This is a genomic window from Comamonas sp. w2-DMI (genome assembly GCF_040187735.1).
Classification (GTDB): Bacteria; Pseudomonadota; Gammaproteobacteria; order Burkholderiales; family Burkholderiaceae_C; genus Comamonas; species Comamonas terrae.
Map to the genome: position 1 here is coordinate 112903 of NZ_JBANEL010000013.1, position 26327 is coordinate 139229.

General features: G+C 48.5%; 27 protein-coding genes. 20 read left to right on the forward strand and 7 right to left on the reverse strand.

What is annotated here, in order from left to right:
- Positions 1-325: 325 nt before the first annotated feature.
- The 14 genes from V8Z74_RS15055 (at position 326) to V8Z74_RS15120 (ending at position 14196) form a co-directional block, all read left to right on the forward strand.
- Positions 326-703 (forward strand): hypothetical protein, encoded by a 378-nt coding sequence (locus tag V8Z74_RS15055; protein ID WP_349709907.1) that lies wholly within the window; start codon positions 326-328, stop codon positions 701-703.
- On the forward strand, positions 690-1499 hold the full coding sequence (locus V8Z74_RS15060) for a VirB8/TrbF family protein (protein ID WP_349709908.1): 810 nt from the start codon (positions 690-692) through the stop codon (positions 1497-1499). Before V8Z74_RS15055 ends, V8Z74_RS15060 begins: the two co-directional genes overlap by 14 nt.
- Positions 1496-2299: a TrbG/VirB9 family P-type conjugative transfer protein gene (locus V8Z74_RS15065; protein ID WP_349709909.1), complete on the forward strand. Its 804-nt coding sequence runs from the start codon at positions 1496-1498 to the stop codon at positions 2297-2299. The genes V8Z74_RS15060 and V8Z74_RS15065 overlap by 4 nt, the downstream gene beginning before the upstream one ends.
- Positions 2299-3546 carry a TraB/TrbI/VirB10 family type IV secretion system protein gene (locus V8Z74_RS15070; protein ID WP_349709910.1) on the forward strand — a complete coding sequence of 416 codons (1248 nt, stop codon included), beginning with the start codon at positions 2299-2301 and terminating at the stop codon, positions 3544-3546. Before V8Z74_RS15065 ends, V8Z74_RS15070 begins: the two co-directional genes overlap by 1 nt.
- Before the next feature lie 8 nt (positions 3547-3554).
- The gene (locus V8Z74_RS15075) at positions 3555-4658 is read left to right on the forward strand and encodes a TrbG/VirB9 family P-type conjugative transfer protein (protein WP_349709911.1); all 1104 of its coding nucleotides are present in this window, start codon (positions 3555-3557) and stop codon (positions 4656-4658) included.
- Positions 4648-5079, forward strand: coding sequence for a TcpQ domain-containing protein (locus V8Z74_RS15080; RefSeq protein ID WP_349709914.1), 432 nt, complete (start codon positions 4648-4650; stop codon positions 5077-5079). The genes V8Z74_RS15075 and V8Z74_RS15080 overlap by 11 nt, the downstream gene beginning before the upstream one ends.
- 2 nt (positions 5080-5081) lie before the next feature.
- Complete coding sequence (locus V8Z74_RS15085; RefSeq protein WP_349709916.1) at positions 5082-6866, forward strand: type II secretion system protein GspD; 1785 nt, start codon at positions 5082-5084, stop codon at positions 6864-6866.
- A complete protein-coding gene (locus V8Z74_RS15090; protein WP_349709918.1) occupies positions 6863-8134 on the forward strand; it encodes a type IV pilus inner membrane component PilO in 1272 nt (423 codons plus the stop codon). Before V8Z74_RS15085 ends, V8Z74_RS15090 begins: the two co-directional genes overlap by 4 nt.
- Positions 8112-8504, forward strand: coding sequence for a hypothetical protein (locus V8Z74_RS15095; RefSeq protein WP_349709920.1), 393 nt, complete (start codon positions 8112-8114; stop codon positions 8502-8504). Before V8Z74_RS15090 ends, V8Z74_RS15095 begins: the two co-directional genes overlap by 23 nt.
- A 108-nt stretch (positions 8505-8612) precedes the next feature.
- Positions 8613-10244, forward strand: coding sequence for an ATPase, T2SS/T4P/T4SS family (locus V8Z74_RS15100; RefSeq protein WP_349709922.1), 1632 nt, complete (start codon positions 8613-8615; stop codon positions 10242-10244).
- Positions 10222-11292: a hypothetical protein gene (locus V8Z74_RS15105; RefSeq protein WP_349709924.1), complete on the forward strand. Its 1071-nt coding sequence runs from the start codon at positions 10222-10224 to the stop codon at positions 11290-11292. Before V8Z74_RS15100 ends, V8Z74_RS15105 begins: the two co-directional genes overlap by 23 nt.
- Complete coding sequence (locus V8Z74_RS15110; protein ID WP_349709926.1) at positions 11293-11862, forward strand: type 4 pilus major pilin; 570 nt, start codon at positions 11293-11295, stop codon at positions 11860-11862. It abuts the gene before it with no gap.
- 184 nt (positions 11863-12046) lie between these two features.
- Positions 12047-13825, forward strand: a complete 1779-nt coding sequence (locus tag V8Z74_RS15115) for a hypothetical protein (protein WP_349709928.1) — start codon at positions 12047-12049, stop codon at positions 13823-13825.
- A gap of 8 nt (positions 13826-13833) precedes the next feature.
- On the forward strand, positions 13834-14196 hold the full coding sequence (locus V8Z74_RS15120) for a hypothetical protein (protein WP_349709930.1): 363 nt from the start codon (positions 13834-13836) through the stop codon (positions 14194-14196).
- A gap of 25 nt (positions 14197-14221) precedes the next feature.
- Here V8Z74_RS15120 and V8Z74_RS15125 read toward each other — a convergent pair whose 3' ends face one another.
- The 3 genes from V8Z74_RS15125 to V8Z74_RS15135 all read right to left on the reverse strand — a co-directional run bounded on the left by V8Z74_RS15125 (position 14222) and on the right by V8Z74_RS15135 (position 16269).
- Positions 14222-15286: a CAP domain-containing protein gene (locus tag V8Z74_RS15125; RefSeq protein ID WP_349709932.1), complete on the reverse strand. Its 1065-nt coding sequence runs from the start codon at positions 15284-15286 to the stop codon at positions 14222-14224.
- Between the two features lie 64 nt (positions 15287-15350).
- Positions 15351-15905 (reverse strand): lytic transglycosylase domain-containing protein, encoded by a 555-nt coding sequence (locus tag V8Z74_RS15130; RefSeq protein ID WP_349709934.1) that lies wholly within the window; start codon positions 15903-15905, stop codon positions 15351-15353.
- A 175-nt stretch (positions 15906-16080) separates the two neighbouring features.
- Positions 16081-16269 (reverse strand): hypothetical protein, encoded by a 189-nt coding sequence (locus V8Z74_RS15135; protein WP_349709936.1) that lies wholly within the window; start codon positions 16267-16269, stop codon positions 16081-16083.
- Between the two features lie 658 nt (positions 16270-16927).
- Here V8Z74_RS15135 and V8Z74_RS15140 point away from each other — a divergent pair.
- Entirely contained in the window at positions 16928-18151 is a 1224-nt protein-coding gene (locus tag V8Z74_RS15140; RefSeq protein WP_349709938.1) for a tyrosine-type recombinase/integrase, read from the forward strand.
- A 4-nt stretch (positions 18152-18155) separates the two neighbouring features.
- Positions 18156-18704: an HD domain-containing protein gene (locus V8Z74_RS15145; protein ID WP_349709940.1), complete on the forward strand. Its 549-nt coding sequence runs from the start codon at positions 18156-18158 to the stop codon at positions 18702-18704.
- An 86-nt stretch (positions 18705-18790) separates the two neighbouring features.
- Here V8Z74_RS15145 and V8Z74_RS15150 read toward each other — a convergent pair whose 3' ends face one another.
- Positions 18791-18973, reverse strand: a complete 183-nt coding sequence (locus V8Z74_RS15150; protein WP_349709942.1) for a hypothetical protein — start codon at positions 18971-18973, stop codon at positions 18791-18793.
- A 389-nt stretch (positions 18974-19362) separates the two neighbouring features.
- Between V8Z74_RS15150 and V8Z74_RS15155 the strand changes: the two genes are divergently transcribed.
- The 3 genes from V8Z74_RS15155 to V8Z74_RS15165 all read left to right on the forward strand — a co-directional run bounded on the left by V8Z74_RS15155 (position 19363) and on the right by V8Z74_RS15165 (position 21596).
- Entirely contained in the window at positions 19363-19641 is a 279-nt protein-coding gene (locus V8Z74_RS15155; protein WP_349709944.1) for a hypothetical protein, read from the forward strand.
- A gap of 262 nt (positions 19642-19903) precedes the next feature.
- The gene (locus tag V8Z74_RS15160; RefSeq protein WP_349709945.1) at positions 19904-20599 is read left to right on the forward strand and encodes a phospholipase D family nuclease; all 696 of its coding nucleotides are present in this window, start codon (positions 19904-19906) and stop codon (positions 20597-20599) included.
- 319 nt (positions 20600-20918) lie between these two features.
- Positions 20919-21596: a hypothetical protein gene (locus V8Z74_RS15165; protein ID WP_349709947.1), complete on the forward strand. Its 678-nt coding sequence runs from the start codon at positions 20919-20921 to the stop codon at positions 21594-21596.
- On the opposite strand, the gene V8Z74_RS15170 is transcribed toward V8Z74_RS15165, so the two are convergent.
- The 3 genes from V8Z74_RS15170 to V8Z74_RS15180 are packed head-to-tail and all read right to left on the reverse strand — an operon-like array spanning position 21597 to position 23396.
- Complete coding sequence (locus V8Z74_RS15170) at positions 21597-21902, reverse strand: hypothetical protein (RefSeq protein ID WP_349709948.1); 306 nt, start codon at positions 21900-21902, stop codon at positions 21597-21599. It abuts the gene before it with no gap.
- Between the two features lie 47 nt (positions 21903-21949).
- Positions 21950-22324 (reverse strand): hypothetical protein, encoded by a 375-nt coding sequence (locus tag V8Z74_RS15175; RefSeq protein WP_349709949.1) that lies wholly within the window; start codon positions 22322-22324, stop codon positions 21950-21952.
- Positions 22317-23396, reverse strand: a complete 1080-nt coding sequence (locus V8Z74_RS15180; RefSeq protein ID WP_349709950.1) for a ParM/StbA family protein — start codon at positions 23394-23396, stop codon at positions 22317-22319. The genes V8Z74_RS15175 and V8Z74_RS15180 overlap by 8 nt, the downstream gene beginning before the upstream one ends.
- Positions 23397-24931: 1535 nt before the next feature.
- Between V8Z74_RS15180 and V8Z74_RS15185 the strand changes: the two genes are divergently transcribed.
- The gene (locus V8Z74_RS15185; RefSeq protein ID WP_349709951.1) at positions 24932-26251 is read left to right on the forward strand and encodes a hypothetical protein; all 1320 of its coding nucleotides are present in this window, start codon (positions 24932-24934) and stop codon (positions 26249-26251) included.
- Positions 26252-26327 lie beyond the last annotated feature (76 nt).

A 26327-nucleotide genomic window follows, 5' to 3' on the forward strand; every position in this document is an offset into this window, starting at 1 on the left:
GCCAGATGAAACCACCAACAGCACAGAGCAAGAAGAATCCGCCAAAAGCGAGGACTATGCCCTGTAGCCAGGTGGGCAGATGGAAATAGCCATAAATGGCCAAACCAGCAAGAGCAAGAAAAAACAAAGGCATTGATGATGCCTGACCACAAGGATCAGGCCCTTGTGGGTTGAGTGTGCGAGCAAATAAAGCTCAATGCGAAATGCAGGAGTGACTCTAACTGAGAGTTATAAGTGCGTCAACAGCGCTTTGTACTTTAAAAAAGCAGTAATTTGATGCCGTGTTTGCAGTGTGCATCCTGCACAGTATGTGTAGGAGTAAACCATGGCCGACAATCAATCTAGCGCGGATAAAGGTATACCAAATACCGACGACAACCAGGTCACAGTTGATGAGTACATGAACTGGGCCGCGACGTTCGACAACCTTCCCCCGGAACTTCAGTACATCGTACTGAAGCAGGCTGGGGCACGCCTTATTGAAGGTGGAAGCAGAGTGCTGATGCAGGCACACGAAATGCTTCTGGAAAAAACTCGTGTTGAATGCGACGAAAAGACCCTATCCGAGCAAGTAATGCGAGCAAATTACTCTGTTTTTGCTCGCAACAAACCAGCCTATATAGCTGCAGGTATAGCCATTTTGGTATGTGTCTGTGTTGCGGTTTACAAAATCAGCAAGGTTATTAGTCATGGGATTCTTTGATCTTCTAAATAAACGTAAAGGTCGGTCTGGCCAGTCCGATGTTGAGGCTTCCTTATTTGATGAAGATGATGTTTCGACTGAATCAATTTCAGATGCTGTCCCTAAGAAGAAAAAGGGAGCAAAAGGTCAGTCTTTCTATAACTTGCCGCAATCTGAATTCATAGCTGAAGACCCTGGCCTGAATGATTTCGCTGAACGATGGGGAAGTTCTTCAGTGTCTTCAGCTCGGTTTTTCATTCTGGCATTCTTCGGATTATTGATTGGACTGATGGGTGCTCTGTATGGCTGGAAGGCATCGACAGAGCAGAAAGTTGTCACCGTGTTAGTCGAGTTCAATGGGATAACTGGCGAATACAAAAAGCCAGTAAGAATTGACAAACTCACAGCAAGTGATGCCATGGTCAAGTTCGGATTGGGGAAATGGTCCGAATGGGTATTTACCATCGATCCGAAAATGTCATACGGATATTTGCAAGATGCCGACGTTATGACAAAAGGTCGTGCACGGGGGCAATTCGCAGATTATCGGTTTAAAACTGAAATTATCCGGCATATCAAGGAAGGGAAGAAATTCATTTTTGCCAAGACGAAGAATGTGGATATTTTGCAGCCAGGTGTTGCCATCGTAACTTTGGAGACTGAGGAACTTGATCCAAATGGTGGATTGCTAGAGAAGGCACACTACCGAATTCGCCTTGATTACTCGATGAGTCCTCCAAATGATGCGGATCTGGTACTCCGAAATCCAATTGGATTAGAGATCGATGGTTTTACGTATGAGAGGCTGGTAAAGTGAAGGTGATTAATATTGTTCTTGTTTTTGTTGCGCTTGTTTGCAGCCAATTGGCTCGTGCAGACATGGCACCTACACCGATCTCTGGTGATGCAAGGTTAGTGGAATTTGACTACAACCCAGAATCTGTATATCTAGTGTTGACACGCCCATTGGCGGTAACAAACATCATTATGCCTAAGGGTGAAAAAATCAAACTCTTAAAGGCTGGTGACACCTATAGCTTCATGATTGAAGCTGACAAAGGTTTGACTGAAATTTTCATTAAACCAAAGTTTGAAGGTGTTGAAACAACGCTAACGGTCGTAACGACTAATAAGCGTTTCCAATATGTCATTAGGTCTACGGGGAAAAATCGAAAGTATTACCAGCAGGTCTCGTATGCGGAAGAACCAAACACATTATTTGAGTTTGGTGACTCAAGCGATAAGTTGGAGAAGAATGCAGCACCCAGTGCAAAGCTAATAGACGAAGAGAGTTCTCAGATCAAACTAAAGGGTGTTCGAGTTAATCCGTCAGAACTTAATACAAACTATACGATCACGGGCGATGCAAAATTTAAACCTGTGACTGTCTACGACAATGGAAAATTCATATGGCTCAAGTTCTCCGATAAATTGACAGAATTACCTGCAATTTTTGCCAAAGATTCACAAGGGCTCTATTTAGTTAACTACGTTCCTGATATGGAGAATGTGGTGATTGTGCAGCAGATGGCCGACGAACTAATCCTCAAGATCGATAAGGATCAAGTATCAGTGCGTAAAGGCAAACGCGGATTATTCGGCTGGAGCAATGACTGATGAATGGTAAGAGCATCATTTCACCAGTTGATCTAGGTGAAAAATCGCCATTCAATAAAAAACTGATATGGCTTTTAGTAATAGTAGCTGCAATGGCTGTTTTTGCGTCGGCAATGATTGGAAGATCTGCAAGGACTGAGACGGAAGAACAACAAAAGAGCGAAGAGGATGTGCCATATACCCAGGGGACTGCCCGCAGTATTAAAGACGAATTTGATAACTACAAAGATGAACGTCCCAAAGCTCCCCTTGAGCACAAAGAGTCAGCCCAGCCACTTGAACGACACAAAGCCCGTGGAGAACCTCTGCCGGCAGATGGAGGACCTGGACCAGGCGAAATCAATCGGCCAAAAGAAGATATCGTTGCCCAAGGGGCAGTCTCCGCAATATCGATTGTTGATCAAAATGAGACGCAAGGTGGTCAAACCAAGCCAGTAATGGTTGAGAAAACCGCTGAACAAAAAATTGCAGAATTATTCCCACAGCTTCCAGAACGTTTAACGGAGCAAGAGGCTGTCAATCGTGCCGCCATACTGTCTGCTTTTATGCAGGGTGGTGCTGCAGCCCTTCCTGGTGCATTGGATGGATCTGCACCAACTGCGATGGCATCAAAGACTAAGAGGTTTCTGGGTGAGGTGAGTCAAGAGACAACTGCAAAAGTGAGCCGTAGAAATTCTGCACCCGGTAAATGGGTAGTCACAGCAGGAATGACTATTCCTGGCGTAACTCGCCGCGCTCAAAACTCCGACCTTCCTTGTGCTGTAGAGGCAACTACTTCAGTGGATGTATATGACTCCTATACATCCTCCCGAATTCTGATTCCCAAAGGTTCCGCAGTTACTGGTGCATGCAGCAACGATATTGCATACGGTCAAGAAAGAATATTGAGTGCTTTCACGCGGTTGATTTTGCCGAACGGAGATTGGTTTGATCTGAGCGGTGGATTTGGTATGGATCGGACTGGAGCAAGTGGATTAAAGGGTGATGTCAATAATCACTTTTTCCAAATGTTCAGCAGTGCGTTCATGATTGCTTATATTGCGGACCGCGTAGATAACAACAGGAAATCGGCATCAACGAATGTATATATGGGCAACGGTGCCGGAGCTAAATCTGCAGCTGGTCAGGTCGCAGTTGATACAAGCCAATTCATGCTGGGTAGAAGTAAGCATATTCAGCCGACTATCGATGTCGAGGCAGGAACAAGAATCTATATTCAAGTCAAGCATGACTTGGTCTTTGATTGAGGTGAAGTGTGATTAAGTATTTGTTAGCGCCTCTGGCATTGATTGCGACATTCGCCAGTGCTCAAAGTATCGATGGCTACAACTTCAAATATTCAGCTGAGGGTCAAAGAAGCCTATTGCCCACGCAAGTGTTTGATGATGGTAAGCAAGCCATTTTTCAATTCAAACCAGGTCAGCGTATACCTGCGATCTTCTACGAAGAGGATGGGGAGTGGAAACTCATTACGCCTAAAGAAGAAGGAGCATATTTCTATGTATCCAAGCTCTCAACTGTTTATAAGCTGAAGATCGGTTATTCCGAAGCGACAATCAAGTATACGGGTACTGATCGAAAGTACACGCCGCGTATTGGATCGGAAAACATGCTTTCCAAGCGTAGCTATGCTCCGAGTGCGAAGGGCGACGATTTTGTCTGGATGAGCACGACCGATGTTGGGGAGTCTTCTGTTGTCTTTGCAAAGGGTACGGCTAAGGTAACACCCAACTCCGCCAAATCATTCATAGCTCTAGCCAGGAAATTAGCAGAAGCCAAGAGTATTGAAGTTGTTGGCTACGGTGGACTGGATGATGAAATTGAACAAGATCTAGGGCGTCGCCGCGTAGATGCGATTGTCAATTCTCTTACTTCATTTGGCATTGACCGTTCAAAGATCAAGACAAGCACAAATGTTCGCGGTGCTTCTTTAGCGCAAGGCGGTGAAGTTGGGGCACGCATTGAATATGCGCTGGCTAAGGCCATAAAGCCGGATTCTGCGCTAGTTCGAAATGATCAGAAAGTTCGAGAAACCGATTTTTCTAAAACCATTCAACAGGAACCACCATCACAGTTGAACACGGTTGGTAAACAACTCTATCGTATCGAAGTGTCTGATCGAACGATATTGGATGTACTGAAGCGCTGGGGTAAAACTTCAGGGTGGCGGGTTATTGATGTGAATTTTCCGTACATTCCACTGGAGGAATCGGTTGCAAAGGAAATAACATACGGCACTTTCCTTGAAGCCGTTAAAAAGATGGAGCAGGGCTTGCATAGCAAAGGCTACACGGATGTTAAGGGTAGAGCCTTCACGGATAACGTGATTCAAATTGGAGTTATTGATCGTGCGAAATAAGGCGTTGCTGGCTGCAGCATTAATTCTTAGTTACGGCAGCGTCTACGCTATCGAAATCGTGAACAGACCCTATGAAGGGTCGCGCGAGAGTAGCCCTGGCTCTGTTCAAGTAACTCCAGTTGCATCTCCAGTGCACCCGAGTAGTTCGTGGACTATGGATGTTAAGGACGTAAATTATTTTGGTGCTTTTCAACGCTGGGCGAAGGACGCCGGCTACCAAGTTCGGTGGGATGCTGAGAAGCACTTTGTCATCGAGGCCGTCAACACTTTCAGCGGCACATTTGAGGATGCAGTAACTGCAGTGTTGGATAACCCTGCAGTGAAGTTCTCAAAGTATCCACTAGAGGTTTGCTTCTATCCCAATGTTCCTCCTCTCGCGCGGATCACACGTAAAGGTGCACAAGAGAAAGAGTGCCGATAAAAATGACTGAAACTTACTTTCGCTCTTTTTCGTCGTTGCGGTTGACCGCAATTGCTTGTTCCGTATCTGTGCTGGTAGGTTGTGCAGCTTCAAATGGTCTGCACTCCACCAATCTTGAAGGGCGCGAAACCGTCGCGGCTCAGATCTCCCGAACAGGCCCTGCGTCATCTTTTCTTCCTGTCACGCCTTCAACACCAGGCACATCAGCGCATGCAAGCTTTCTCGCTGCAAAGACCACTGTTGTAGCGAAGAAGGCGTCTAGCCCTTGGCTCGGTGGGCGCATGATGGAAGTCCAGAATGACGAAACTTTGCCGGCAGTCTTCTATAAGGCCCAGAGTTTCAACTTTGCCGACCCCAAGGGGAAGGTGCAGCGCGTGCCATTACGGGTTGTTGTTGAACGTCTTTCTGCAATAACAGGAATACCCGTTCGTCTTTCGCTTGCCTCACCTGCAGTGATGAAGCCAGTAGGCATTCCCCAGCAAACTGTAGCCCCACTACAGACATTGCCAATGCCATCACCGATCCCGCCTGAAGGGGTAGCTCCAATGCCTGCTGGAGCACAGTCTGGAGCAACGGGGGACAGTGGCCAAGTTCCCGAATACGTCACGAATCTTGAGTCCATCAGGATGACCTGGGACGGCCATCTTGCAGGCTTTTTGGACTTTATTACCAATCAGCTTGCACTGTCCTGGTCCTATCGTGGGGGAACCGTTGTCATCGAGAAGATGTTGACAGAGACTTTTGAGCTCGCTGCATTTGGGGTAGAGCAGACATTCAAGATGGAGCTCACCGGAGGAAGCAGTGGTACAGCCAACGACAAAGGACCTAACACAACAAACCAATCGACGCTTTCGATGTCTGAAAGCGGGAGAGTTGAGACTCTTAAATCGTTGCTCAAGGCCTTCGAAACAGTCGTAAAGCCAACTGGCGGTGAAGTTGTTTTGAATGAAACGACAGGGCGGTTCTATGTGACGGCCCCTAAGGATGCAATGACCAAGGTACGCCAGATCTTCAAGGCTGAAGATGAGGCACTGATGCGTCAAGCACATATCCAAATTGACATCTATTCTGTGCTTCGGGATGACACAAACGAGACTGGTGTAGATCTGAACATCGCCTTTGAGTCATTGTCAAATGCATGGGGTGCAACGCTCGCTGCACCTGCAACATTGACAGGTGCATTGGCTGGAGGATTGTCCACCACCATCCTACAAAACAGCTCGAACACCCGTGAGTTCGCCAATTCCAAGGCGATCTTGAAAATGTTGAATCAGGTAGGTACAACTGCCAAGCACTCACCTGTCTCGCTTGTGGCCATGAACCGCCAATGGGCGCGAAACACCAATTTGAAAACCGATGGATATCTGAGTGAGACAACACCCTCCACGTCCTCATCGGCCGGATCTGGAGCGCCTGGCCTGAAGACTTCGCAGATCACGACTGGCGATAAGTTTATGGTCACACCGGCGATCATGGATAACGGCACCATTCTGCTGAAGTTCGGTATCTCTCTAACTGAGCTGATTGGAATGTTCGATGTAACTGCCGGTCAAGGCCAGTCTTTCCAGAAGGTACAAACTCCAGTTACTACCGGTACAGACAATCAAAGCACGATTCGCCTAGAGCCGGGCCAAGCAATGGTTGTTACCGGTTTAAGCAGGAAAATCAACGGCATCACTGATCGACGCTTGGCTGATGGCTTACCGATGCTTCTTGGTGGCTCATCAAAACTCACCAATAAGCGTGAAGATTTCGTGGTTGTCATTAGGGCGGTCCAGTTGCAATGAAAGAGGTACTAATACCTGTAGGCGGTAGCTTTTTGGTCTGCGGATTGTTTTGGCATCCGCTCTCCAAAGAAACAGCCACTAAGGATATTCGTGCAGCCGCTGGTGCTTCAGTCTCGAAGCTATTCGCGCAAATTGGTGTTCCCGGAAAGGGAAAGGCTTTTTTTGCCGTAGTTAATGAGCATGAAGCATCTCGCAAAAGAATCCATGCACTGGCAGTGGCTCTCGCAAAGCATGCAACTGACAGAGCTGTAGCCGTCATATTGAAATATGACGAATTTTATGCTGCATGCTGTATTAATAGATCGATTCCCGTAATCGATAAAGTTTTTACTTCGGAAGACGATGCGGTACGTGAGATTGAAATAATCGCTCATAGGCTCGGGATCACACCAAGAATTAACTTCAAGCATAAAGGTAACTTTGAGTATGAAGAGCTCCTTGGCGCAAAGTTACTTGGCCCAAAAAAAGGGCGTGTTAAATCAATCCAAGAAGTACCGCAGTCACCAATCAAGTACATAGTGATGTCAGCAGTTCTTTTAGGTGCTGGCTATCTATATCTTGAACACAAGCAGGAGCAGGAGCGTTTAGCAGAGGAAGCACGTCAACAAGCGATTCGGGAAGCCGATCCCGTGCCTAAATACATGAAGAATCTGATGTTGTCGCAAGGCAGATTTGCACTTCCAGATTCCGCTGTTTTCAAAATGCTAGGTAAGCTTGGACCGGTGCCTCAGCGACCTGCTGGTTGGGCATTTGAAGAGGCAATATGCTCTGTCAAAGAATATCAGTGCTCGCTGAAATTCCGCCGTGAAGATGGAGTTTTTACTGAACTTCAAAAGGCTCTTGCCGGGTTCAAGCTTCGATTCCAAGCACCAACAAATCTTAATGAAGCAATAGCTGTAGCACAATTCGAACCTGAAGAATTTCAGTTTCCATCTTACGATAAGGACTACGCTAGATTTATAAGTGAAGACTACGGCGATATAGGGCAGACATGGTTAACTGCAAGCCTTGGGATAGCGGAGAAAAATATCACACTATGGCCTGAAACCCCTGGTGTTCCTTCGACGTTTAAACATCCTATGGCGGTAATGAAAGGTGAGATTGCGGTTGGAAGCATTCCGCTCGATCTTTTCGGAGACTTTATGCGTACCAAGCCAAGGAATATGCATCTCACAGCTTTCAAGATCAAGACAACCAAAGTCGAGAACGAACTTGTATCAACGGTCGATGCCGACACTGTATTCCATGTTAAACAAACACAAAATTAGCATTGCATTGGTAAGCTTTTTGATCATTGGGAGTGCTGGTGCACAGACTCTTGCTGATGTTGCTGCTCGACAGCGTGCGAAAACACTGTCCGAACTCTATCCGAAAGTTGAAGAGCCGAAACCTGCAAAACCAGAAAATGACGTGCCGAAGGTCAAAGAGAAGCGGTTTGTTGTGGTTGGCACTTATATTGAAGATCTTCCCCGGGTGCTTATTAATGACAGAGGAAGTCTTGTGAGCCTCAAAGAAGGTGACCAGTTTGGGACGTATACGGTGGTGACTATTCACAAGAGTAATGTTGTTCTGAAACCTCCATGTCGCAAAAAGTCAAGATGCAATTCAATATCGGTGCACATTGGAGAGGGAATATGAAATTGCTATGGGGTTCAAAAAAAAATTAAGCGCAAGAAAGAAGAACCTGTAATTGATGTTGATGTTATTCGTGCTCCTAAGGGTCAAGAGATCAACAATACAAGCCAATTGCCAGAGTATGCAGAAATTCTGGTAAATAGCTGCCGACCAACGTTATGGGTTGGAGTCGAAACTAAAGCGCCGATACTGGTTCTGGCCAACGAAAAACGCGAAGCATATATTGTTGCCGGGGGGCATGTTAATAATGAAGCGTTAAGGCGTTTGTCTGGAAATCTCAATGATCATGCATATTCACATGCAGGTACCTTGGTGGTTTCACCAGGGCTCATGAAGCAACTCATTGGCGTCAGCGGGTCTAATGCTCATTCTGATAGGCTTCAGAGGCTCAAGTCTGAACCCATGCTGCGGTTTCGCAGTTGGCTTGAAATCGCAAGAAAAATGGAGGCCTCCGATCTCCATTTGGAAACACTCGACAGCAAGGGAGTTGTACGCGTTCGGGCCCATGGTGAGATGTGGGCTCTTGACGATGCGCTAGAAGGTAAGTATCCAGCGCAGCAGATCATTGAAACCATTAGCTCTATATATCAGAACCTCACACAAGTTAAATCTAACTCGACTTCTATCTGGAAACCGGACCGCGATGCATACACCATGCTTAACTTTGAGCTTGGTGGCGAGGTTGTGAAAATGCGGTTTCAAGCTATTGCCGGCCATAAAGGCCCTAAGGCAATCCTTCGGATCTTCTCTGGTTCCAATAAACCCTCCCAGACTATTCCTGAGCTAGGTTATGAAGATTCAATGCAGAAGGAAATATGGGCTGCCCAACAAACAACGAATGGATTGGTGTGTATTACTGGAATTACAGGTTCTGGTAAGACTCATACTATCCGTGCTTTTGTGGAAACTCACCCGGATAATGGTTCAATTGTTATCAACACTGTTGAAGACCCGGTTGAGTTGGAAATTAAAGGCGCACACCAAAAATCAGTCCAACGTTCATTTGATGATTCGGATGAAGAGGTGCGGAAAAAATATATTGGTGCAGTCAATTCCATGCTGCGTGGAGATATCGATATAGGGATGGTGGGCGAGTTACGTGATGACATATCGGCCAATGCCTGGTTAGGAATTGCTCAAACTGGGCACATGGGCATTGCAACTCTGCACGCGCACCGTCTTCATGGGATCATTCCAAGGCTTACAGATGATAATTTGAATTTGTCTAGAGATGTCTTGGCGACGCCTCAAATTATCAATCTCTTCATTTATCAAGCCCTCATACCAGGTAATTGTCCAGCCTGTATGTTGACAACTGATGAATTCTTGGCAAATAAGAGTGCGGACAAAAATTCAGCTCATGAATACATTGAGCAGATCAATAGACTTGATCTTGATGCTACCTATTTTCGTTGGCGAAATCCAAACGGTTGTAGTGAATGTCGCGGGCGGGGAACCAAGGGGCAGGTTCTGTTAGCTGAGCTTTTAACTCCAGACTACAAATGGCTTGATCTAATTCTGGCAAATAAAGATGTTGAGGCCTTTGATTACCACCGCCACCGAGGAGTTTTTGATCTTAAGAGTAAGGACATGTTCGGCAGAAGCATTGTTGAACATGGTTTGTTAAAAGTTCAGGATAGCCGTATCGACATACGGACCCTTGCAAGATTTGAAAAGTTTTCTGATTTTACGGATAACTATCTAAGGTTAAAAGCTGGCAATGAACGCGTTCGACAAAATTGAGGATATCTACTACTCAACTCGGTTCCTATTTTTCCGCGATTCATTTTACTTTGACTTGGCCGACGCATTGAGGCGGGATGTTTCTCTAAAAGATTTTGCGCGACGAGAAATAGAGAACGGCAAGATTCTGAAAGATGAGACGCGGGTGCGAGTGGGTAAAAAATTAATTCGCACTATTGAGAATGACGATAGTGTGGGCCTCGTCGCTTCACTGAAGTGTGTCACACCTAAAGGTGATTGGCCTATGCTTAGGGCCGCTGAGGCTTCTAACGATGTTGAGAACTCAATTTCTCACATCGGTAATGTAGTTGCATTCCGAATTCGGATCTTGATGCTGGTATCCGGAATGGCATTAATGCTTGCGTTTATAGTCGGCATGTCCGGAGGAATCTCGGTATTGACGGCAGACACAATTAATCAAATCGAAAAGTCAACAAACCAAATCAAGTTCTCCGGTTTTAACCAGTTCACGGTACTTCTATCGCGTTTCATTATGGATTATTGGCATGTTTGTGCCCTTGCCATAGCAGCTATCGTAGGGATGCTGGTTTATTTTGCACCGCGATACATTGGAGTTTTGCGTCAAAAAATTGATGAGTGGCCAATCCTTGGTCTCTATCGTGATTTGAAATCAGCGAACGCGATAGCCACTCTGTCAATGTTTCTCTCATCCGGTTTAGTGTTGAAAAAAGCAATCATTAGCCTCACTGAAGATGACAATCCCTGGAGAAAATGGCAGATCCAAAAGATTGTTCAAAGTCTGGATACCCAGCCAGAGGAGTTGATGAAGGCCTTCAGTCGCGGCTTGTTTTCTGCAAGGTTGCGCTCACGTTTGGCTTCACTATCTGATTCTGCTTCAGCTTTTGAGGATGCAATCATTTCACTAGGAAGGGACGAGCTCGAAAACATCGAAAAACAGATCAAAAAGACTCTAATTGCTGCAGGATCAACTATTACATTCTTCGTTGCTTCTGTGGCCGTGATTCTCTCCCTCGGCACTCAAACAATCATTTCTTTCGTCTATAACGAATTATCAAAGGGGTATTAAATGAAAATGGCTCGTAACACTCAAAAGATGTTTTCCTCCTCCCGGCGCAATCAAGGGGGCTGGTCCATTGTTCAAGTTATGTTCGGTCTCCTGGTCGCCGGCATGTTCTTGTATGTGGCCGTATCACAGTATCAGGATTCAACCAAGAAGGCTCGTATTGAAGCGGCCACACAAGAATTCATCCAGATGGTTGGAACCGCACAAAAGACCTATGGATACGCCAATCTGTATGGGCAAGTTACTACAGCTATTGCAGTTCAAGGTGGCATCGTGCCAGAACATCGCCGCAATACCGGCGCTAACACGGCTAACAATAATTACAACGGCGCTATCACCTTTGCACCTGCAACCATTAACACAGCAAACGACGGGTTGAGCATTACGTTCGCTAATGTTAAGGGTACAGATTGCCAGCAGCTGGTTCAAAACACAGAAAGTATCACTCGCCAAGTATTTGTGGGAGCTACACAGGTGAAGCCTACAGACGCTGCTGTGAACCTGGCCAGTTTGTCCTCAACCTGCGATGCAACTGCGACAGTTGATGTTCGGTGGGTTATTGGTCGGGGCTAATCGCCACAAACGACAGCGGGCCTCTTTGAGGCCCTTTTTTTTCGCGTATCTCGGTGAATGATTCTTGAATTAAGTTCCTCCATCTAACGTCCCTAACGACATATATATGTTGAATTTGATTCATTTATGCAATGGCTTTCACCCTCACTGAAATGAGAATGGTGCAAATAAATGAAAAGTGACAATGCATAAACTTAAACCACCACTTTATTCCGGTCGTCGTTCCAGCCAAATGGGTTATGGAATTGTCTCAGTGATGCTGGGCCTGATGGTTACTGCTATCGTGGCTAACGGAATTGTTCAAAGTCTGAACTACCGGGACCAGAGTGCGCTTGGGGTTGAGTATGCAAAGCGAATCAACCCTGTTCGCATAGCCACAAATCAGTATGTCAGTGAAAACTATGATCATCTTCAAAGCGGGGAGCCAATCACTCGTAATGGGGTGACACTTTCCCCTGGGGACTCTGTTGGCCAGACAATGTCCCCTAGGGTGGAAGATCTGATCGCATTGAAGTACCTACCTGAGGGTTTCAATACACAGATCCCCCTTCGCGGGCCTGGAACCAGTCTTATAACGAAGCTGCGTCGCGAACCTGCAGGATGCGTTGCTCAGGATTGTGAAATACCAGGTTTCATCTATCTCTCACAGGCCATACTGCGTAACAGCACTGAGGCCAACGGTGTTCTTATAGGTGCCTACCGTAGGGAAACAGGCCCTGACGCTCTCATTTCGCTCAACACCAGTCCCACCTTGCTCACGTCCGGCCAAGGAATGACTGCACCAAACTTAGTTTCAGGCACTCCACCTGGTGTGATAGGTATCTTGGTGGGGTGGGGCGCATCGGATTTTGGCCAGTACCTGGTCATGAACGACAGCCGCGATCCAAACTTCAGAGGCAACTTGACGGTAAAGGGCATCATCAATTCTGAGACAAAGGTGATTGCCCCCGTTATTGTGGGTGAAGAGTCAGTTGGGGCGGGGACTGGAAACAATGGATCTGAATGCCGGTTGGCCGAACTCACTAAGCTGGGTGAGGTGATCAGTCGGGTTTCCTCTTGTCTTAAGAAGGTTGTGATCGAACCTACTAAAGCGTCAATCACCACATTTTTCGGTACAGGGGTTCAGTCGGTCGCGATATCAGGTGAAGACTCAACTGTCACGTTGAACAAGGCCACAGGCGTACAAACAATACGCATGACTGGCAATACGTCGGAAATACTGCTGAACAATTCAGCAGGCACATCGCGACTTGCTTTGAACGGCGAGAGTGGAACCATTGCTGCAGGCAACACTTCAGGGACGAGGACAGCGAGGATTAACGGGGACACAGGGCAGATAGCATCGTCTGACGGAATGACCGACAGGTTCGCTGTAGATAACTCAGGGAACCTCCGCGTGCGTGCAGCTGGAGGATCTGACAAAGCTGGTTTCGACGTTGCTGATGGATCTGGACGAGCTTTTGGTGAAGTGCTTAAGCCTACGCTAAGAGCTGCGAAAGGCTCTGGTTGCGGAACAGGTCGTTCATTGGGTGATATGGCGCAGAACACCTTAGGTCCGGGGCTACTGATGTGCAATGGATCTGTGTGGGTCCCTATCACATCAGTAAGTGGGAGCCAGGGGTCATGGTGCCAAACCAATGGAGAACTGGGGCAAGATCCGACAGGCGTGTCTATGATTTGCTCCGGCAACCAATGGGTACCTCTTGCTGAGCGCTTTGGGAAGAGAATTTTTGTTGCTTCTTACTCTGCATCTAATGGAACATCGGTCCCCAAACCAGCATGCTTGAGTGGTACCTATGGATCAATCATCATATTGAGCCCCAAAAATATTTTTTCGGAAAAGAACTCAGTCAATTTCTTTGCTATTGATTATGGGTCGTCCTGGCTAGTAAATATTACCGACAATGCTGGTAATGGCATTTCTGGTGAATCAATTGCATCCATCTATTGTTTGTACTCCTAAAGGGAAACATGAAAATATACATGGTTATGGCTTCAGTGGCCTTCTGTCTCTCTGCTAGCGTGAATGCGCAAAACTACGATTCAACCGGTACTAACAGGCTTTCGTTCCCGGCAGCCGCTGATAATAGCTTTGTCGATGTGCCAGGTTATGGGAAGCTGGCTGAAGGTGCAGTTATCGGCTCTTACAAACGCGATACATCAGCTGGAAACACCTGCTTCAACTCCTTTGAGTATGGAATTTGTGTTGTAAGAAAAGGTGCGGGGGGTTATTCGGGAACTGAATGGGGTGTTTGGAAGCAATTCTGCCCTGCGAACTCATACAACATCATCACTGGCAGCTCGGGAGGGGATAATATCTGCGGAGGTGATTAAAAAAATAGGCCCTTTCGGGCCTATTTTAGTTTTGTGTGCCAGTCTTAAAGACAAACTCACTTGTGAATTTTTCCATATCCGAGGTTCCGCTAACTTTAACCCGATACTCCGTGTTCGACTTCAGCGGCTGTGTGGGTATCACAAAACCTTCCGAGAATTTCACCGATTTCTGCGGGTCTGTATCAGTGGTCAGATTGGTTATGGGAACGATGCTTTGCGTGCTCATGTCCATGATTTCAGCTTGCTCAATCACCATATTTCCACCCTTCCCAGCTTGGAAGTAGATCGGGGTTCCCATCGGATTTTGATTAAAATCAATCGCGGGGAACGGATTGGGGTTTTCGGCCGTAAAGATTGGCGAAACACCGTCAATACCCTGGCAAGGGAAGCTGCGGATTTTGCCTGCCGTATAAGTAGGTGCCTGAGAACCCGCTGCATTAGCGAAATCAACAACTGCTGTTGCAAAGAAGCTGGTTTGGCCAGGGGCTGTGGCTCGGTTATCGGACACCGAGTAACCAATGCCCATTTCGTTCCATTCCTCCAGCGCGCTCTTCAGGTGATAGACAGTGGAGAAGAGACGATTGATCAGGGCCTTACCTGTTGGAGCGTCAATAGGATGCTCAATAGCGTTACCGCTCGAACCTGCCACCATTGTGCCACCAACCCAGGCTCCGACAATTTCGCCGCCATTGGAATATGCGTAACCAGCTGCCTTCAGGCGATCAGGTGTAGTAGCACCAGTGAATCCAGGTTTAGTATTTGTCTGCGTGTGGCCGACTTCCGAATTGATCTGCTCGTAATTTGCATGACCCATGGCCGCAGTGTCCAGCAAAGAATTCTGCTTAATACTGCTGAAGCCGCAGGTGGTACGGTATTTGTTGATGGTTTCGTAAATGGCTGCTTGATTCAGGCTCTTGTAATCAGCCGGTTTTGTCTCCGTAGGGTACTGGCCATTGTCCGGTTGAGAAGGTCCCGGTTGCTCTGTCACAGGAGGGTTATTGGTATCAGGCTTGGAATCACCGCCACCACCGCCGCAAGCGGCCAGCAGAGCTGCAAAGGCGATAATGGACAGAGATTGATAATGTTTCATGGTTTCCCTCTTGGTTAAAAACATTTGATGTATTTAGTATCGCATAAAACTCTGTCAGTGCAAGTCACTCACTGAGCACGTTCATTGACGAGTTATATGCATTGGCAGCTTGCATTTTGTTTTGCGCTTTTGGAATCGAATTCTCAAGTTGTCCCGGTTTCAGTGGTGGGACTGGTTTAATTTTGCCTGTTAGTACACCTGCTTTGATGAGAGCGTTCTGCAGCATTACTTGATAGCGGTTATTGAAATATGGAGTTGCTGAGTGGTATGCCGCAACCCCATACCAAGTGTTGCCGTGTTTCGCAATCACTTTGCTTAAGTGCCATGCAGTTACGTATGTGCTAATGCAAGGGTCTTGGATGTTCGATGGCGTAATTCCATGCTTAGCCAGGCTGGCCATGTGAATTGTGTTCATCCCACCCATGCCATGGTCCTGGGTTCCGTTTTCATTCTTGGTGACGGTATTGGGCTTGAAATTGCTCTCGACTTTAAGGATCGCCCACAGGATATTGTGATTGACGTGGTGGTATTGAGCAGCAGGGATGATGCAAGCCTCGACTGGTCTTGTGAACATGGGGATAGGTGACGATGGAACCTGGGCATAGATGCCCGAACTCATACCAAGGGTCGCCACAAGAATCGCTTTCCTAACCATTGCTCAAACTTCCAGTATGTCATCCACTGAGGGAGTTTGATTTCAGCATAGGAGGGTCTTTTGCCCCTCAACTTATCCAATCAAATAGGGCACAAAAAAACCACCAGTGATGGTGGTTTGATTGTGGAGTAGGGCTTGCTTAGATGATGGACGTGAACTCAGGTTGGACCGTTTGCCAGATCTTTGCAGCTTCCAGGGCCAGCTCGTAGCTGGTGTAGGGCTTGATCTCTCCCAGAGGCAAGAGTTGTTCGAAGCTGTCGGTCTCGTCATAAGTCCCCACAACCCAGCCAGAGTCATATGGCTTGATGTAGAGAACCTTATCGCTCATCTGGTGCTTCCGAGCTGGTTGCAGTGGTTGAAGCCGGATTGTAGGCATAGGACTCCCTTTACGGGTATCGCTCTTTCAACCGAAGCGGTGCACGTGGGATGCCGAGGTGCACGAGAGTCGAGAAAAAGCGGGAAAGTCGTAGCCATAAGTCTTCATCGTGTTATTTGAACAGCTTTGATCCTTGTTGTCATCAGTTACAGCCCTCATGTGTAGCAATTTGTATCTGCATTGAGTTACATCAGGCAGGCAGTATGAATCAACTTTCGAGACAGAGTGGTACGAAGTTCCCATCCACCTCCCAGCCATCTGCAAGCGGCTAGAACTTCGACGCACGCCTCGTTCTTCGGGCATACCGAAACATCAAAACAAGTCGCAACCGTCATGAAGTCAGGACTTTAGCCAGTTTAACTAATATTACATGACCTTAGTTTCCGGTGCTACTGCCCCTCCTTGGCGACGGTTTTTGGGATTTTTTACTTTCCCTTTGCCCCCCTATACCCCCCACTCGATCCCCTCTAACACCCATGGCGGGTGCGACCACCTCAAGCGAAGCAAAGGATTAGTTTTGCGCGGGAGATAGAAAGTAACCAGGAAGAGGGTTTCTTCAAGGGTTTTGTCTTTAACGATAGGTCATGTAATATTCGTTAAAGGAGGATTTATGCATTCTCATCCCCGACTACCCCCCACTGCGCTCGAAGACTGCTACAGCGATCTGCGCACAGATTCCCCTTTGGATGACAATTCAATGAGTCGATTGGGTTCGGAGATGCGGCATGGAGTTACCTCTGTATCCAATAAGCCCAAGAGTGCGGATGCCTTTTTCGATGCATGGATAGCCCATGTGAATGAGACGGCCGTGTACGGCAAGGAAAGTATCGACCCCACAAGGTCCACCAGCTATCGCTTTATCTGGCGTTCTTGGTGTAAATACTTGGCCAGTTCGCAAGAGGGCCCGAATGCCCCCTACACCATGGCCAATCCTTTGTTAGCCGTGCCAGTAGATGTTTCGAGGTTCCTGGCAAGTGGGATGAAAGGTAGCAAGCCTGGCAGAGCGATCTCCGATGTGACTAGGCGTCGTTATTATTCGGTGCTGCAGCGAATCTATGCGTTCTGCGCCAGCCAGGCCTGGATGGAGTGCAGTCCCCTGGATACTCTGGCACAGCAGGACATCCCAATGGCTGAAAAGCACACGGGCAGCATCTTGACACCCCAGCAATGGGATGCCTGCACTAGGCGATATGGCAACCCTGCCGGGAACACCTTTGAAATTCGTGACCACGCCATTCTCATGCTTCTGTTCAAGCTAGGCTTACGGCCTGAGGAGATTCGAGCTCTGCGAGTCCAGGATTTTCAAATCGGGATTGCAGACATGCCAACGCTTCGAATCCTTCCGCGATCTGGGCCTGCTCAAGAACGAACGTTGCCGCTCGATGACCAGTCCGCCGAAGCAATCCAGAATTGGAAGAGGGTGAGAAAGGATCTCGCAGTGGTGATCAACACCAACAAAGCCTTGCAGGCAGATTTCAATGATGACCGCTTGCGCGCTGCCAGTGATACTCTCTTCGTGACCCGTAGCAGCATGGAGCTGGCCAAGGTCCCGCTCCTGAACTTGGTGAAGGCTCATATTGAGAGGTCGTGCTCCGAGGCTGGTTTGGAGATGCCGGTTCGCATGGGGCCACAGATCGTGCGTAATACACGGCTGATCATCTGGCTGCATTCTGGTTTGGAGGTAGATGCTGTCGCCGTCATGGCTGGCCTCAAAAATCGTAAAGGGTTTTTGCACCTTTTGGATTACTGCAGCGAGTCGGTAAAGCAAAAGATCCAGCCCTATCGCCGGCGGGATGATGATCCTGTCTCAGTGACGAATATGCTCAAGGAATGAAGATATGTCCACCGAAATGACTGGTCATCGAGCTCCTGTATACGACCATGCACTGGTGATGCGTGCGCGCGAATTCGCGCTCAGAGCCCATCGACACCAGCTCTATGGGGATCGACCCTACATCGAGCATTTGGATGCCACAGTGCGGGTCTTGATGAGAATGAAGGCCAGTTCGACTGTCCTGGCTGCAGGCTACCTTCACGATGTGAAAGAGGATTGCGAGGACATCGAAGATCTGGTGGGGCAATTCGGCCATGACATTGATGACATCGTGACAGCATGCACAGGGTATGGTGATGATCGTGCATCGCGCATGCAAGACAAGGCCAGGAAGATCGCCGCCAATGCTGCGGGGGCACAGGTCGCTCTGGCTGACCGTTACTGCAACATGAACCAATGTGTGAAAGACGGTGAACTTAGCTTGCTGCGACGGTATGCAAAAGAGTTGCCGCTGTTCCTGCCCACCTTTCTGGGCGTGAATAGGAACTACTCGCTGGATATGATGGCTTGGGCAAACCAGGCTGTTCCTGGCTTATTCGAACAACTCAGCTAAGAGTGTCTCTACTTGTAGAGAATATTTCCCACGTCATAAAGAAAAGCCACCACGACCTTACGGTGTGGTGGCTTTTTTGTCGCTTCCTATTTGGGAGGGGCGAAGTATTTTGCTTTGCAAACTACCGCAAAGAAAGTTTGGTCAATGGCCCCGAGGAGCCATTCACCTACAAAGTAGGTCAGGACAGCAAAACCAAGTGCAACGATGACCGCATCGCCAGTACGAAACGTGGGATCGTTGCTGGTCAGCATGTTGTTGATCGAAGGCATGCAGAGATCTCCATAGAGGAAATGTTGAGCACGCCCCATAGGGGAAGTGCCCTACGGGTTGATGATCAGTTGAATGCTTGAGGCAACCAACGAAGGCTGCAACAAGAAATGGGCTAACCCATGCGGTGCTGCGCATTGCGTGCACCAGGTGGTGGAGATGTGACACCAAAGGGGAACCCTTGGCGAAGTGGAAGATTGCACTAGGCAACACAGTCCCGAAGGAAAGTAGTCTCAATATACATGAAAACTCTTGCGTTTGCGGTCCAGCACGTGCTCCCCTTTTGCCTATCCTGCTGGCAGAAAGTAGAGGTCATATGCGAAAAGAAGTTTCACAGCTCCTATGCTTGCTGGCACTGTCTGGATCGGTACAAGCAGGTTGGCAAGAGGACATGGATCTGCTGACAGCCGGGGCAGCAGCATCTGTTGTCGCCATGCACTCATGCAAAGGGGAGATGTTCTCCAATAACGCAAACCAGTATGCGGCCACCAGACTCAAGCATGAGGCGCAGTCCATGGCAGATCCTGACGAAGCATTCGAGTACGCCCAAAGTGCGTTTGAGGTCAAGGTCAATGCATTGTGGCAATCGTCTCAAGGAGACTGCTCCAAGGCCAAGCGCCTTGTAGACATGGCCAGGTCAACCGGCTTTCTTGCACCTGTCGTGGACTAGCTTTTCACAAAACTAAGTTTGTGCAAAAATTACATCGCGATTTGCAGAATTTGTCTGCATCGTCCCTTCTATATAGGCTACCCGCCTCTCCCCACTTTCTGCAGCGACGTATACGCAATGGCGCCCTAGTGGCGTCATTGCATAGGCGTTGCCTACCTCTTTTGCGGCTTCGGCCTCAAAACTGTGCCTCTCGGCATCTTTCATCAACCCTCGCGGGCCTAGCCCGTTAGGGCATGGCCTGCACATTTCCATAAGGCAGGACATGACTACCAGCTTTCTTCAACAACAACTCGTTAACACCCTGCATACCCTGAAGCACCGCACAACAAAACTTGCCGCAGTGCTAACGCTTATCTACGTTGGTTCAGGACATGCAGTAGGCATGGATTACAGTGGCCTGATGCATGGAGCGGTCAAAGCTGCTCAATCCATCACGTCCTCATCGATCTCCTCCTCAGGTACAGCAGCTGCGGCACCTGGTGAGGTTGGCAAGATCGAAGTCGCCTTTTCTCCCAACGAAGGCGCTCTACCGCTCGTCCTGAAGGTGATCAATTCGAGCTCGAAGAGCTTGGACCTGATGGCCTACAGCTTCACCTCCGCTGATGTCACGCGTGCTGTATTGGCTGCTCAGAAGCGTGGGGTACGCGTGCGCGTCGTCGCTGATCAAAAGCAGAACTCCACCGGCCAGGGTGGTCAGTACGCTCAAGCGGCACTTTCAGCTCTGGCTAATGCTGGCGCTGATGTCCGATTGGTAGAGGATTACCCTATCTTCCATGACAAGGTAATCATTTCAGACAGAACGACCGTGCAGACGGGCTCTTTCAACTACAGCAAGGCTGCGGCTCACTCCAATTCTGAGAATGTCCTGGTACTGTGGGGTGCGACTTCGGTTGCATCTCAGTATCAAGAGCATTTCGACAGCCGCTGGCGCATTGCAAAGCGCTTTACTCCCCGGTGATGGCCAGGCGAATACTGATCTCAGATACCACAAGCACGCACCGCATACTTTTTATATCTAGCGATGATCCTAGAGAGCTGAAGGCTCTTTTGGAAAAAAGCCAAGAAAAAGGGTAGGTGGTGTGGCTCAATGGCACCGACACAACGACTGGTTGTGCAGGTATATTTCTGACAAAAGGGAAAAATGGCAATCATGCCATGGAGCCGATGCCATTCATGGAGAACTGAAAAGCCCACAGCGTAAAAGCTGTGGGCTTTTTTTTGCTTAAATCAAAGGAATATAGGACGGTTTCAAACTACAAATGCGGAAAAATTACGGCATGACTACTTCAGACCATCGCGCCAAGGCGTTTCACTTCATGCAAGCCGCACTGCTGCTTTTTGCAGAACTGGATGCTGAGTCAGTTGACTTTGACTTTGAAGAGGGGGCGCTTGTATTGAGTGGCAAGGGTATTAATCACTGCGATGTCAATGCAATCAACACCTGTATCAAGATGCGGGGAAACGATGGCCACATAAAAATGGGCCAAATCCTCAAGAACCTTTTTAACGGGTATGAGGTTTCACTGAATTCGAGAGGTCTTACTGTTTGCACCTTAACTGCGAACTCACATCATTTAGCAACATTCACGTATGCGGAAGCATCAGAGGCTGAGACTCTGAAAATTAGGGCTTTGGGCATTGGCCGTCGCATTGGCGTGGAATCTTTTGCGATGGCGGGAATAGGGCTTCAGATACCTCTGCACATCTACAGTGCAAGAACCTGGCAGCCAATTCAGAATTGCCAACTGCTTCAAGCTATACTGAGAATGCGAGAAAATAGGACAGTGACTGTCGATGAGGATTTTCCGATCCTCTGGCAATCTTTATTCAGAGGAGGGGAGCATGTCTTTCTGAATGGAGTCTATATGGGCCTACGCAAGGTATCCAGTAGCAGTACAGTGGTTCTTACCTTCACAAAGAACTCCATGCTCCCAGAGGATCTCACACCCGCATAATTATCGGGCCAGCATTTTCAGATAGAAATCGCGGTAGAAGCACAGAGCAGCCTTGATGCCCTGTGGAACTTCAACGTAGAGATAGCCATAGTGCTTTGCACGTTTGACAAAGAAGTCAAACGGAACCTTGCCATCCCTCGCTACATTCAAGTCATAAGCATCGGCATATACCTTGCGCTTAAAGACAAAATAAGCAAGGGTGTTATTCAGCACAGGTACGTAATCTTTGATGGTTATACGGGCCTTGTGCAACGGCTTCCCGCTGTGATCGTGCATGGCAACATAGGTAGAGCTGAACTTATTCATAACTGCCTCCTTTCATCCATATTGCCAGAAAAGCCCGTCAGTGCAAGTCAGCTCACTTGTTCCAGCATTCCACCCAAGACAGAGGACATGTCACCGATATTGGGACGTGAACTACTAGCTGGTTCCTTCATCACCTTTTGTTCTTCAGGCCCCGGTACAGGCTTCTGGTCTTTCCGAACGCTTTTGGCAGGATGTATAGGTGGACCTGAGTTAAGAGCCACGGAGGCACTGCCTGTTTGTACTGTTGCGTTTCCTTGCCCGACATATTTCTCAAGGGTTGCCAGTCGGACAAGCATATTCAGAACCATTGCATTGTGACGACTTTGGGGAGTCTTCTTAAACACTGCATAAAGCTCTGGATGTACGTCAGAAAAAATAGTCAACCTTGGTCGCAAGGTAATGACATCTGTTTCCTCATCCATTCAGCATCTCCCCCAAAAGAAAGAAGCCATATACGTTTGAGAAAACTGAATTATCGTCAATAACCATAATCTTCTCGTATTCGGACCAAGCTTCTTGTGCCGCCTCATACAAGAGCTTTCCTCCGCCACCTGTGAAGATAATCTGATCAACACTCGTCAGTGAGCCTACAGAAGTGATGATCTGGTTGAGGCATTCGTACAGAACGTGTTGTGCTGCTTGTTTGTAATCCTGCAGCTTGTAAACGTTACCACCTCCCAGTTTGAATTCTGCCTTTCCATTTCTCAGAGCATCGTCAATGCGCTGAACCGCCAATGGGTCAGTTGCGAATGTCTTGTTGATGGAGTCGCAGATGGCGTACACGCATGCAAGAACACCCTTTTGATATGCACCAGAACGCGAGGAAATCACTTTCTGGTTATTGGTCAATAACCAGTCACAGGTTCCACCACCCAGGTCAATGACAAGAATATTTTGTGAATAATATTCAGCCATTGCTGCTTTTTCAGTAATCTTGACCCCAGAGCTGATCAACGCACCTTGAGGCTGTGGAATAACCGTCACTGATTTTACATGGACCTCAACAGTTTCGTTGTGCTTGATAGTCGATGGTACTTTGTGCTTTCCTTCGAAAATCTCCCTGATGTATTGTTTCATCTCCATGAAAGTATTAAGCGGGAGACCAACCACCAAGCGACGAATATCAACTTTATTAGAATCTCCTACAGTTTTGCTGTGAATACGGAGAAGATAATGAAGCGACCCCAGGAATAGAGCTTTATATTCACTCGTTTTTGCAAAATTCTCTGAGATAGTCCGGGATTCACGGCCTTTGGTGTGCAATGCCGAATCAGGTCCAACAAAGAACAGAGAGTCATCAACGGTAACATTGACTCCAGCCAAGCTACTCATTCCGGTACTCACGATTTGAGCGCTTTGAACACGCGCGGGTTGAGATGGGAACGAAAAAAACTCAGGTTGTCCATTACTTCCCATAGCCGCGAGCTTTGTCGTAAAGAAGCCAATGTCAGATGCGGAGTTTGGGATAACGGGGGTCTTGGTTTCGATGGTCATGCGGTATTTCCGAAATTGTTCAAAAGATAATCGCAGAAATATATGAACAAGATCGGCTGTAAACCTAGTTCATTTGTGCTGTTTTAAAGAAGTGCTCTAGCTTCACAGCAGCTGAAGTCTCTTTTTGGAGGGCCAAGTATGGGCCGGCATCAGCCCAAGTCTGGGCCATGAAGTCGCCTAGTTTACTCACCTCCTTTTGGTGTGGCCATGTTCCGGGCCATGCATGGGCCAGAATTGACCCAAAGTAGGTTTTGGTTCACCTTGGTGCCAGTTTCATTGGCCGTAATTGGCCCAAAGCTGGGCCAATTGAGGCCCCCTTAGCTCCCCGAGAATTCACGATGGGCCACAACTGGGCCATAAGTCGTCAACTGCATTGAACGATGAAGGAACGTTTCGGTTCATTCGCGCACCCGACTCGGCAACCCTACGGGAGAACTAAGCAGCGTGCACAGCTCGACATGGGGTGCACGTTGTGTCCTCCATGGGCGGACACAGCGATTGAATAGAACCTGCTAGGAAGGGGCCCACCCCTCTGTCTCCCCTGCGAGATTGGATGGGAAACCACCCATCAGCCCTCAAAAAAAGGTGAAAACTAAGTTTTTGCAGACTTTTTTTGAAGACTCTTTCGGAAAGAGAAGCAGTCAAAAAAGCCAGCCGTGACAAGTGCATGAGTGAGGAATTGGAATTTCCAAGCGCGGATAGAACAGGTTGCCACAGGGCATAGCGAAACTAAGTTTTTGCGAAAGTTGGTTTAAGATCCGCTGCACTCGGCCCTCGTGGCTGTTTGGTCCGTCAAAGGACTCGTACTCTGCCCCTAGAGGCATGTGGTGGCTCGTGGAGCTATCGACCCCGAGCAGCAATGCTCACCCCTGGCTTAACGGCCCGCGCCCAGCAGTCTCAGACGCTAGGTGCACCGGCTGGGGAACCAGCCTTAACCTGGACCATCGCCGGTCCCCGCTCGCAAGAGCATCCTGGCCTCGCAGCCAGCTACGCCCCTCCCAAGGGCAACCCGCGTTCTCATGAGAGATCGCAGATCGAAAGATCCCGAATTTAGTGAATCCCGCCCGTATTACCGGGTACAGGTTTCCGTACAGTCGTACCCCCGAATTTCTTATGCCCTGCATTGGGTGCATCCAAGTCGAAGATCTCCACGTTTCCGCCGTCACCATGCGGGAAACGAAACGGGAGAGAGACACGGGACTGCAAAAGATTTCGGAACGCGCATCGTGGACGCCCCACGGTGAAGACTGATCACAGATTTTGGCCTCCCAAGCCGAAAAAGTTGGCTCCTTTCAGCCATACCTGCATTTGTGCCTGACGTGTTCAGGGGCAGATGTAACTCGCAGTGATGCGAGAAGACTACGCAGTTTTGACTGCCTGCGTAGCCGGGTCCACTCACTAACATCCCCCAGTCAAACGACCAGATGCTGTGCCAGGCGAAAACACAGCGTCAATGTGAAGATTCGCGCGCAGCTTGTGAACAAGGTTTCGATATCGTGGATTGATGTGCTTGGTGCATTGCCTCTCTACTCCACATGCATTTCGATTCCTCCCTGCCAGACGTACCCAGTCCGCTTGCGAAATACCTCCGCGATCCCATTAAAGGTATTCAGCCCTTTGATGTGACGGATGCTCTAGTGCGCAGCGCAATATCTGCCGGAGGAACCTGCATCCACATCTCAATTCAGGAAGGGCTTTTCCAGTTTGCACATGACGGGAGAGAAATAGCGTTGCAGGAAATCCATAGCAGTTGGAAGAGAGAAGCTGCGGCTGGAGTGCTCGATTTGGGTATGCCCCACGGGCTCCTACTTGCACAGACCCTGTTTTTCTCCCGCACCTTGGTAATTGCGTCTTGCTATTTGCGTACACGGCTCACCAGACAGAGTGTGATGGCAGATTCGCCATGGGAACTAGAGCCTGCAGTAGCCGCCTCGGGAACGGTAATCAGCGTCGTCGGTGTCTCTGACCCCGGGGCATTCGTACCTTCTGGGCCAGGCAGATTTGGCGCGTTCGCGGCATGCCCGATCCCAGTGGTAATCAACGGTGAAATCGTGCAAAGGATGCCGCGCGAGAACAATCCGTGTTTGGTGCACGTTGAGGATGTGACTGTGTATGTCGATCTGGCATCTGCGGCGCAGGGGTATTCAACCTGCATGGGTGGGGTGGCCCTGCAAGTGGAAGGCAGGAAATCAATCGTCTTTATGAATCCGCGTGACGCACGCATTACCACCCAAATGGAAATGGTCAACCTTCAAGAATTCACCTCCAAGGCCATGCGCGCTATGAAAATGGCCGTAGGCCAGTTGCTCTTGCGTATTGAGGCTGAAGATGGTTTAGAGAGTATCCAGCGCCAGCATTACCGAGCATTGCTGCGCTACTTCCCCGAGATGACGATCTTTTCTGATGTGATCAGCTCGCAGGTGATCTCCTTTGCAGATGTGCAAAAGCAACCACGCCGCGGCGCTCTGGTTCTTTACTCGAAGGAAATGCTTTCGCAATGCTCGACACCAATTTTTTGCGACATGCCACCAGTGCCATCAAGCCTGGAGATGGGCAGTTCCTTTGCTGCATACTCGATGGCCTTGGCATCCGATGGCATGTTTGTCGCTCCAGGCTGCATGTTGCCTGTCCAGCACTGGCTTAGGAAGAAGGCGCTAAGCTTCAATGGCGCGACGATTTCAGTTCACGCATCTGGCAACGTCGTTACACCCCGTGAAGTGGTATACGACCGTATCAAGGTACGACTAGCCGACAAAGTCACGGTGAATCTGCGCACGGCCGATGGCAGAACCCTGTCGCAGTCCATTGACGAATGGATACTCACTGAGGGGGTCCCCTCGTTTTCAGTGCAATAACTGGCGGTACGCAAACCCAGCACTGGCGCGGGGGTGGTGTTGGTAGATCGTTGATTCTGTTGGCTTTCCTGTTCAC

Coding starts and splice junctions, on each gene's coding strand:
- V8Z74_RS15110 (WP_349709926.1), top strand. CDS start 11,293: ATGAAAATGGCTCGTAACACTCAAAAGATGTTTTCCTCCTCCCGGCGC.
- V8Z74_RS15060 (WP_349709908.1), top strand. CDS start 690: ATGGGATTCTTTGATCTTCTAAATAAACGTAAAGGTCGGTCTGGCCAG.
- V8Z74_RS15140 (WP_349709938.1), top strand. CDS start 16,928: ATGCATTCTCATCCCCGACTACCCCCCACTGCGCTCGAAGACTGCTAC.
- V8Z74_RS15145 (WP_349709940.1), top strand. CDS start 18,156: ATGTCCACCGAAATGACTGGTCATCGAGCTCCTGTATACGACCATGCA.
- V8Z74_RS15185 (WP_349709951.1), top strand. CDS start 24,932: ATGCATTTCGATTCCTCCCTGCCAGACGTACCCAGTCCGCTTGCGAAA.
- V8Z74_RS15070 (WP_349709910.1), top strand. CDS start 2,299: ATGAATGGTAAGAGCATCATTTCACCAGTTGATCTAGGTGAAAAATCG.
- V8Z74_RS15085 (WP_349709916.1), top strand. CDS start 5,082: ATGACTGAAACTTACTTTCGCTCTTTTTCGTCGTTGCGGTTGACCGCA.
- V8Z74_RS15150 (WP_349709942.1), bottom strand. CDS start 18,973: ATGCCTTCGATCAACAACATGCTGACCAGCAACGATCCCACGTTTCGT.
- V8Z74_RS15120 (WP_349709930.1), top strand. CDS start 13,834: ATGAAAATATACATGGTTATGGCTTCAGTGGCCTTCTGTCTCTCTGCT.
- V8Z74_RS15180 (WP_349709950.1), bottom strand. CDS start 23,396: ATGACCATCGAAACCAAGACCCCCGTTATCCCAAACTCCGCATCTGAC.
- V8Z74_RS15055 (WP_349709907.1), top strand. CDS start 326: ATGGCCGACAATCAATCTAGCGCGGATAAAGGTATACCAAATACCGAC.
- V8Z74_RS15090 (WP_349709918.1), top strand. CDS start 6,863: ATGAAAGAGGTACTAATACCTGTAGGCGGTAGCTTTTTGGTCTGCGGA.
- V8Z74_RS15135 (WP_349709936.1), bottom strand. CDS start 16,269: ATGAGCGATAAGGTTCTCTACATCAAGCCATATGACTCTGGCTGGGTT.
- V8Z74_RS15095 (WP_349709920.1), top strand. CDS start 8,112: ATGTTAAACAAACACAAAATTAGCATTGCATTGGTAAGCTTTTTGATC.
- V8Z74_RS15130 (WP_349709934.1), bottom strand. CDS start 15,905: ATGAGTTCGGGCATCTATGCCCAGGTTCCATCGTCACCTATCCCCATG.
- V8Z74_RS15175 (WP_349709949.1), bottom strand. CDS start 22,324: ATGGATGAGGAAACAGATGTCATTACCTTGCGACCAAGGTTGACTATT.
- V8Z74_RS15170 (WP_349709948.1), bottom strand. CDS start 21,902: ATGAATAAGTTCAGCTCTACCTATGTTGCCATGCACGATCACAGCGGG.
- V8Z74_RS15155 (WP_349709944.1), top strand. CDS start 19,363: ATGGATCTGCTGACAGCCGGGGCAGCAGCATCTGTTGTCGCCATGCAC.
- V8Z74_RS15165 (WP_349709947.1), top strand. CDS start 20,919: ATGACTACTTCAGACCATCGCGCCAAGGCGTTTCACTTCATGCAAGCC.
- V8Z74_RS15125 (WP_349709932.1), bottom strand. CDS start 15,286: ATGAAACATTATCAATCTCTGTCCATTATCGCCTTTGCAGCTCTGCTG.
- V8Z74_RS15115 (WP_349709928.1), top strand. CDS start 12,047: ATGCATAAACTTAAACCACCACTTTATTCCGGTCGTCGTTCCAGCCAA.
- V8Z74_RS15105 (WP_349709924.1), top strand. CDS start 10,222: ATGAACGCGTTCGACAAAATTGAGGATATCTACTACTCAACTCGGTTC.
- V8Z74_RS15160 (WP_349709945.1), top strand. CDS start 19,904: ATGACTACCAGCTTTCTTCAACAACAACTCGTTAACACCCTGCATACC.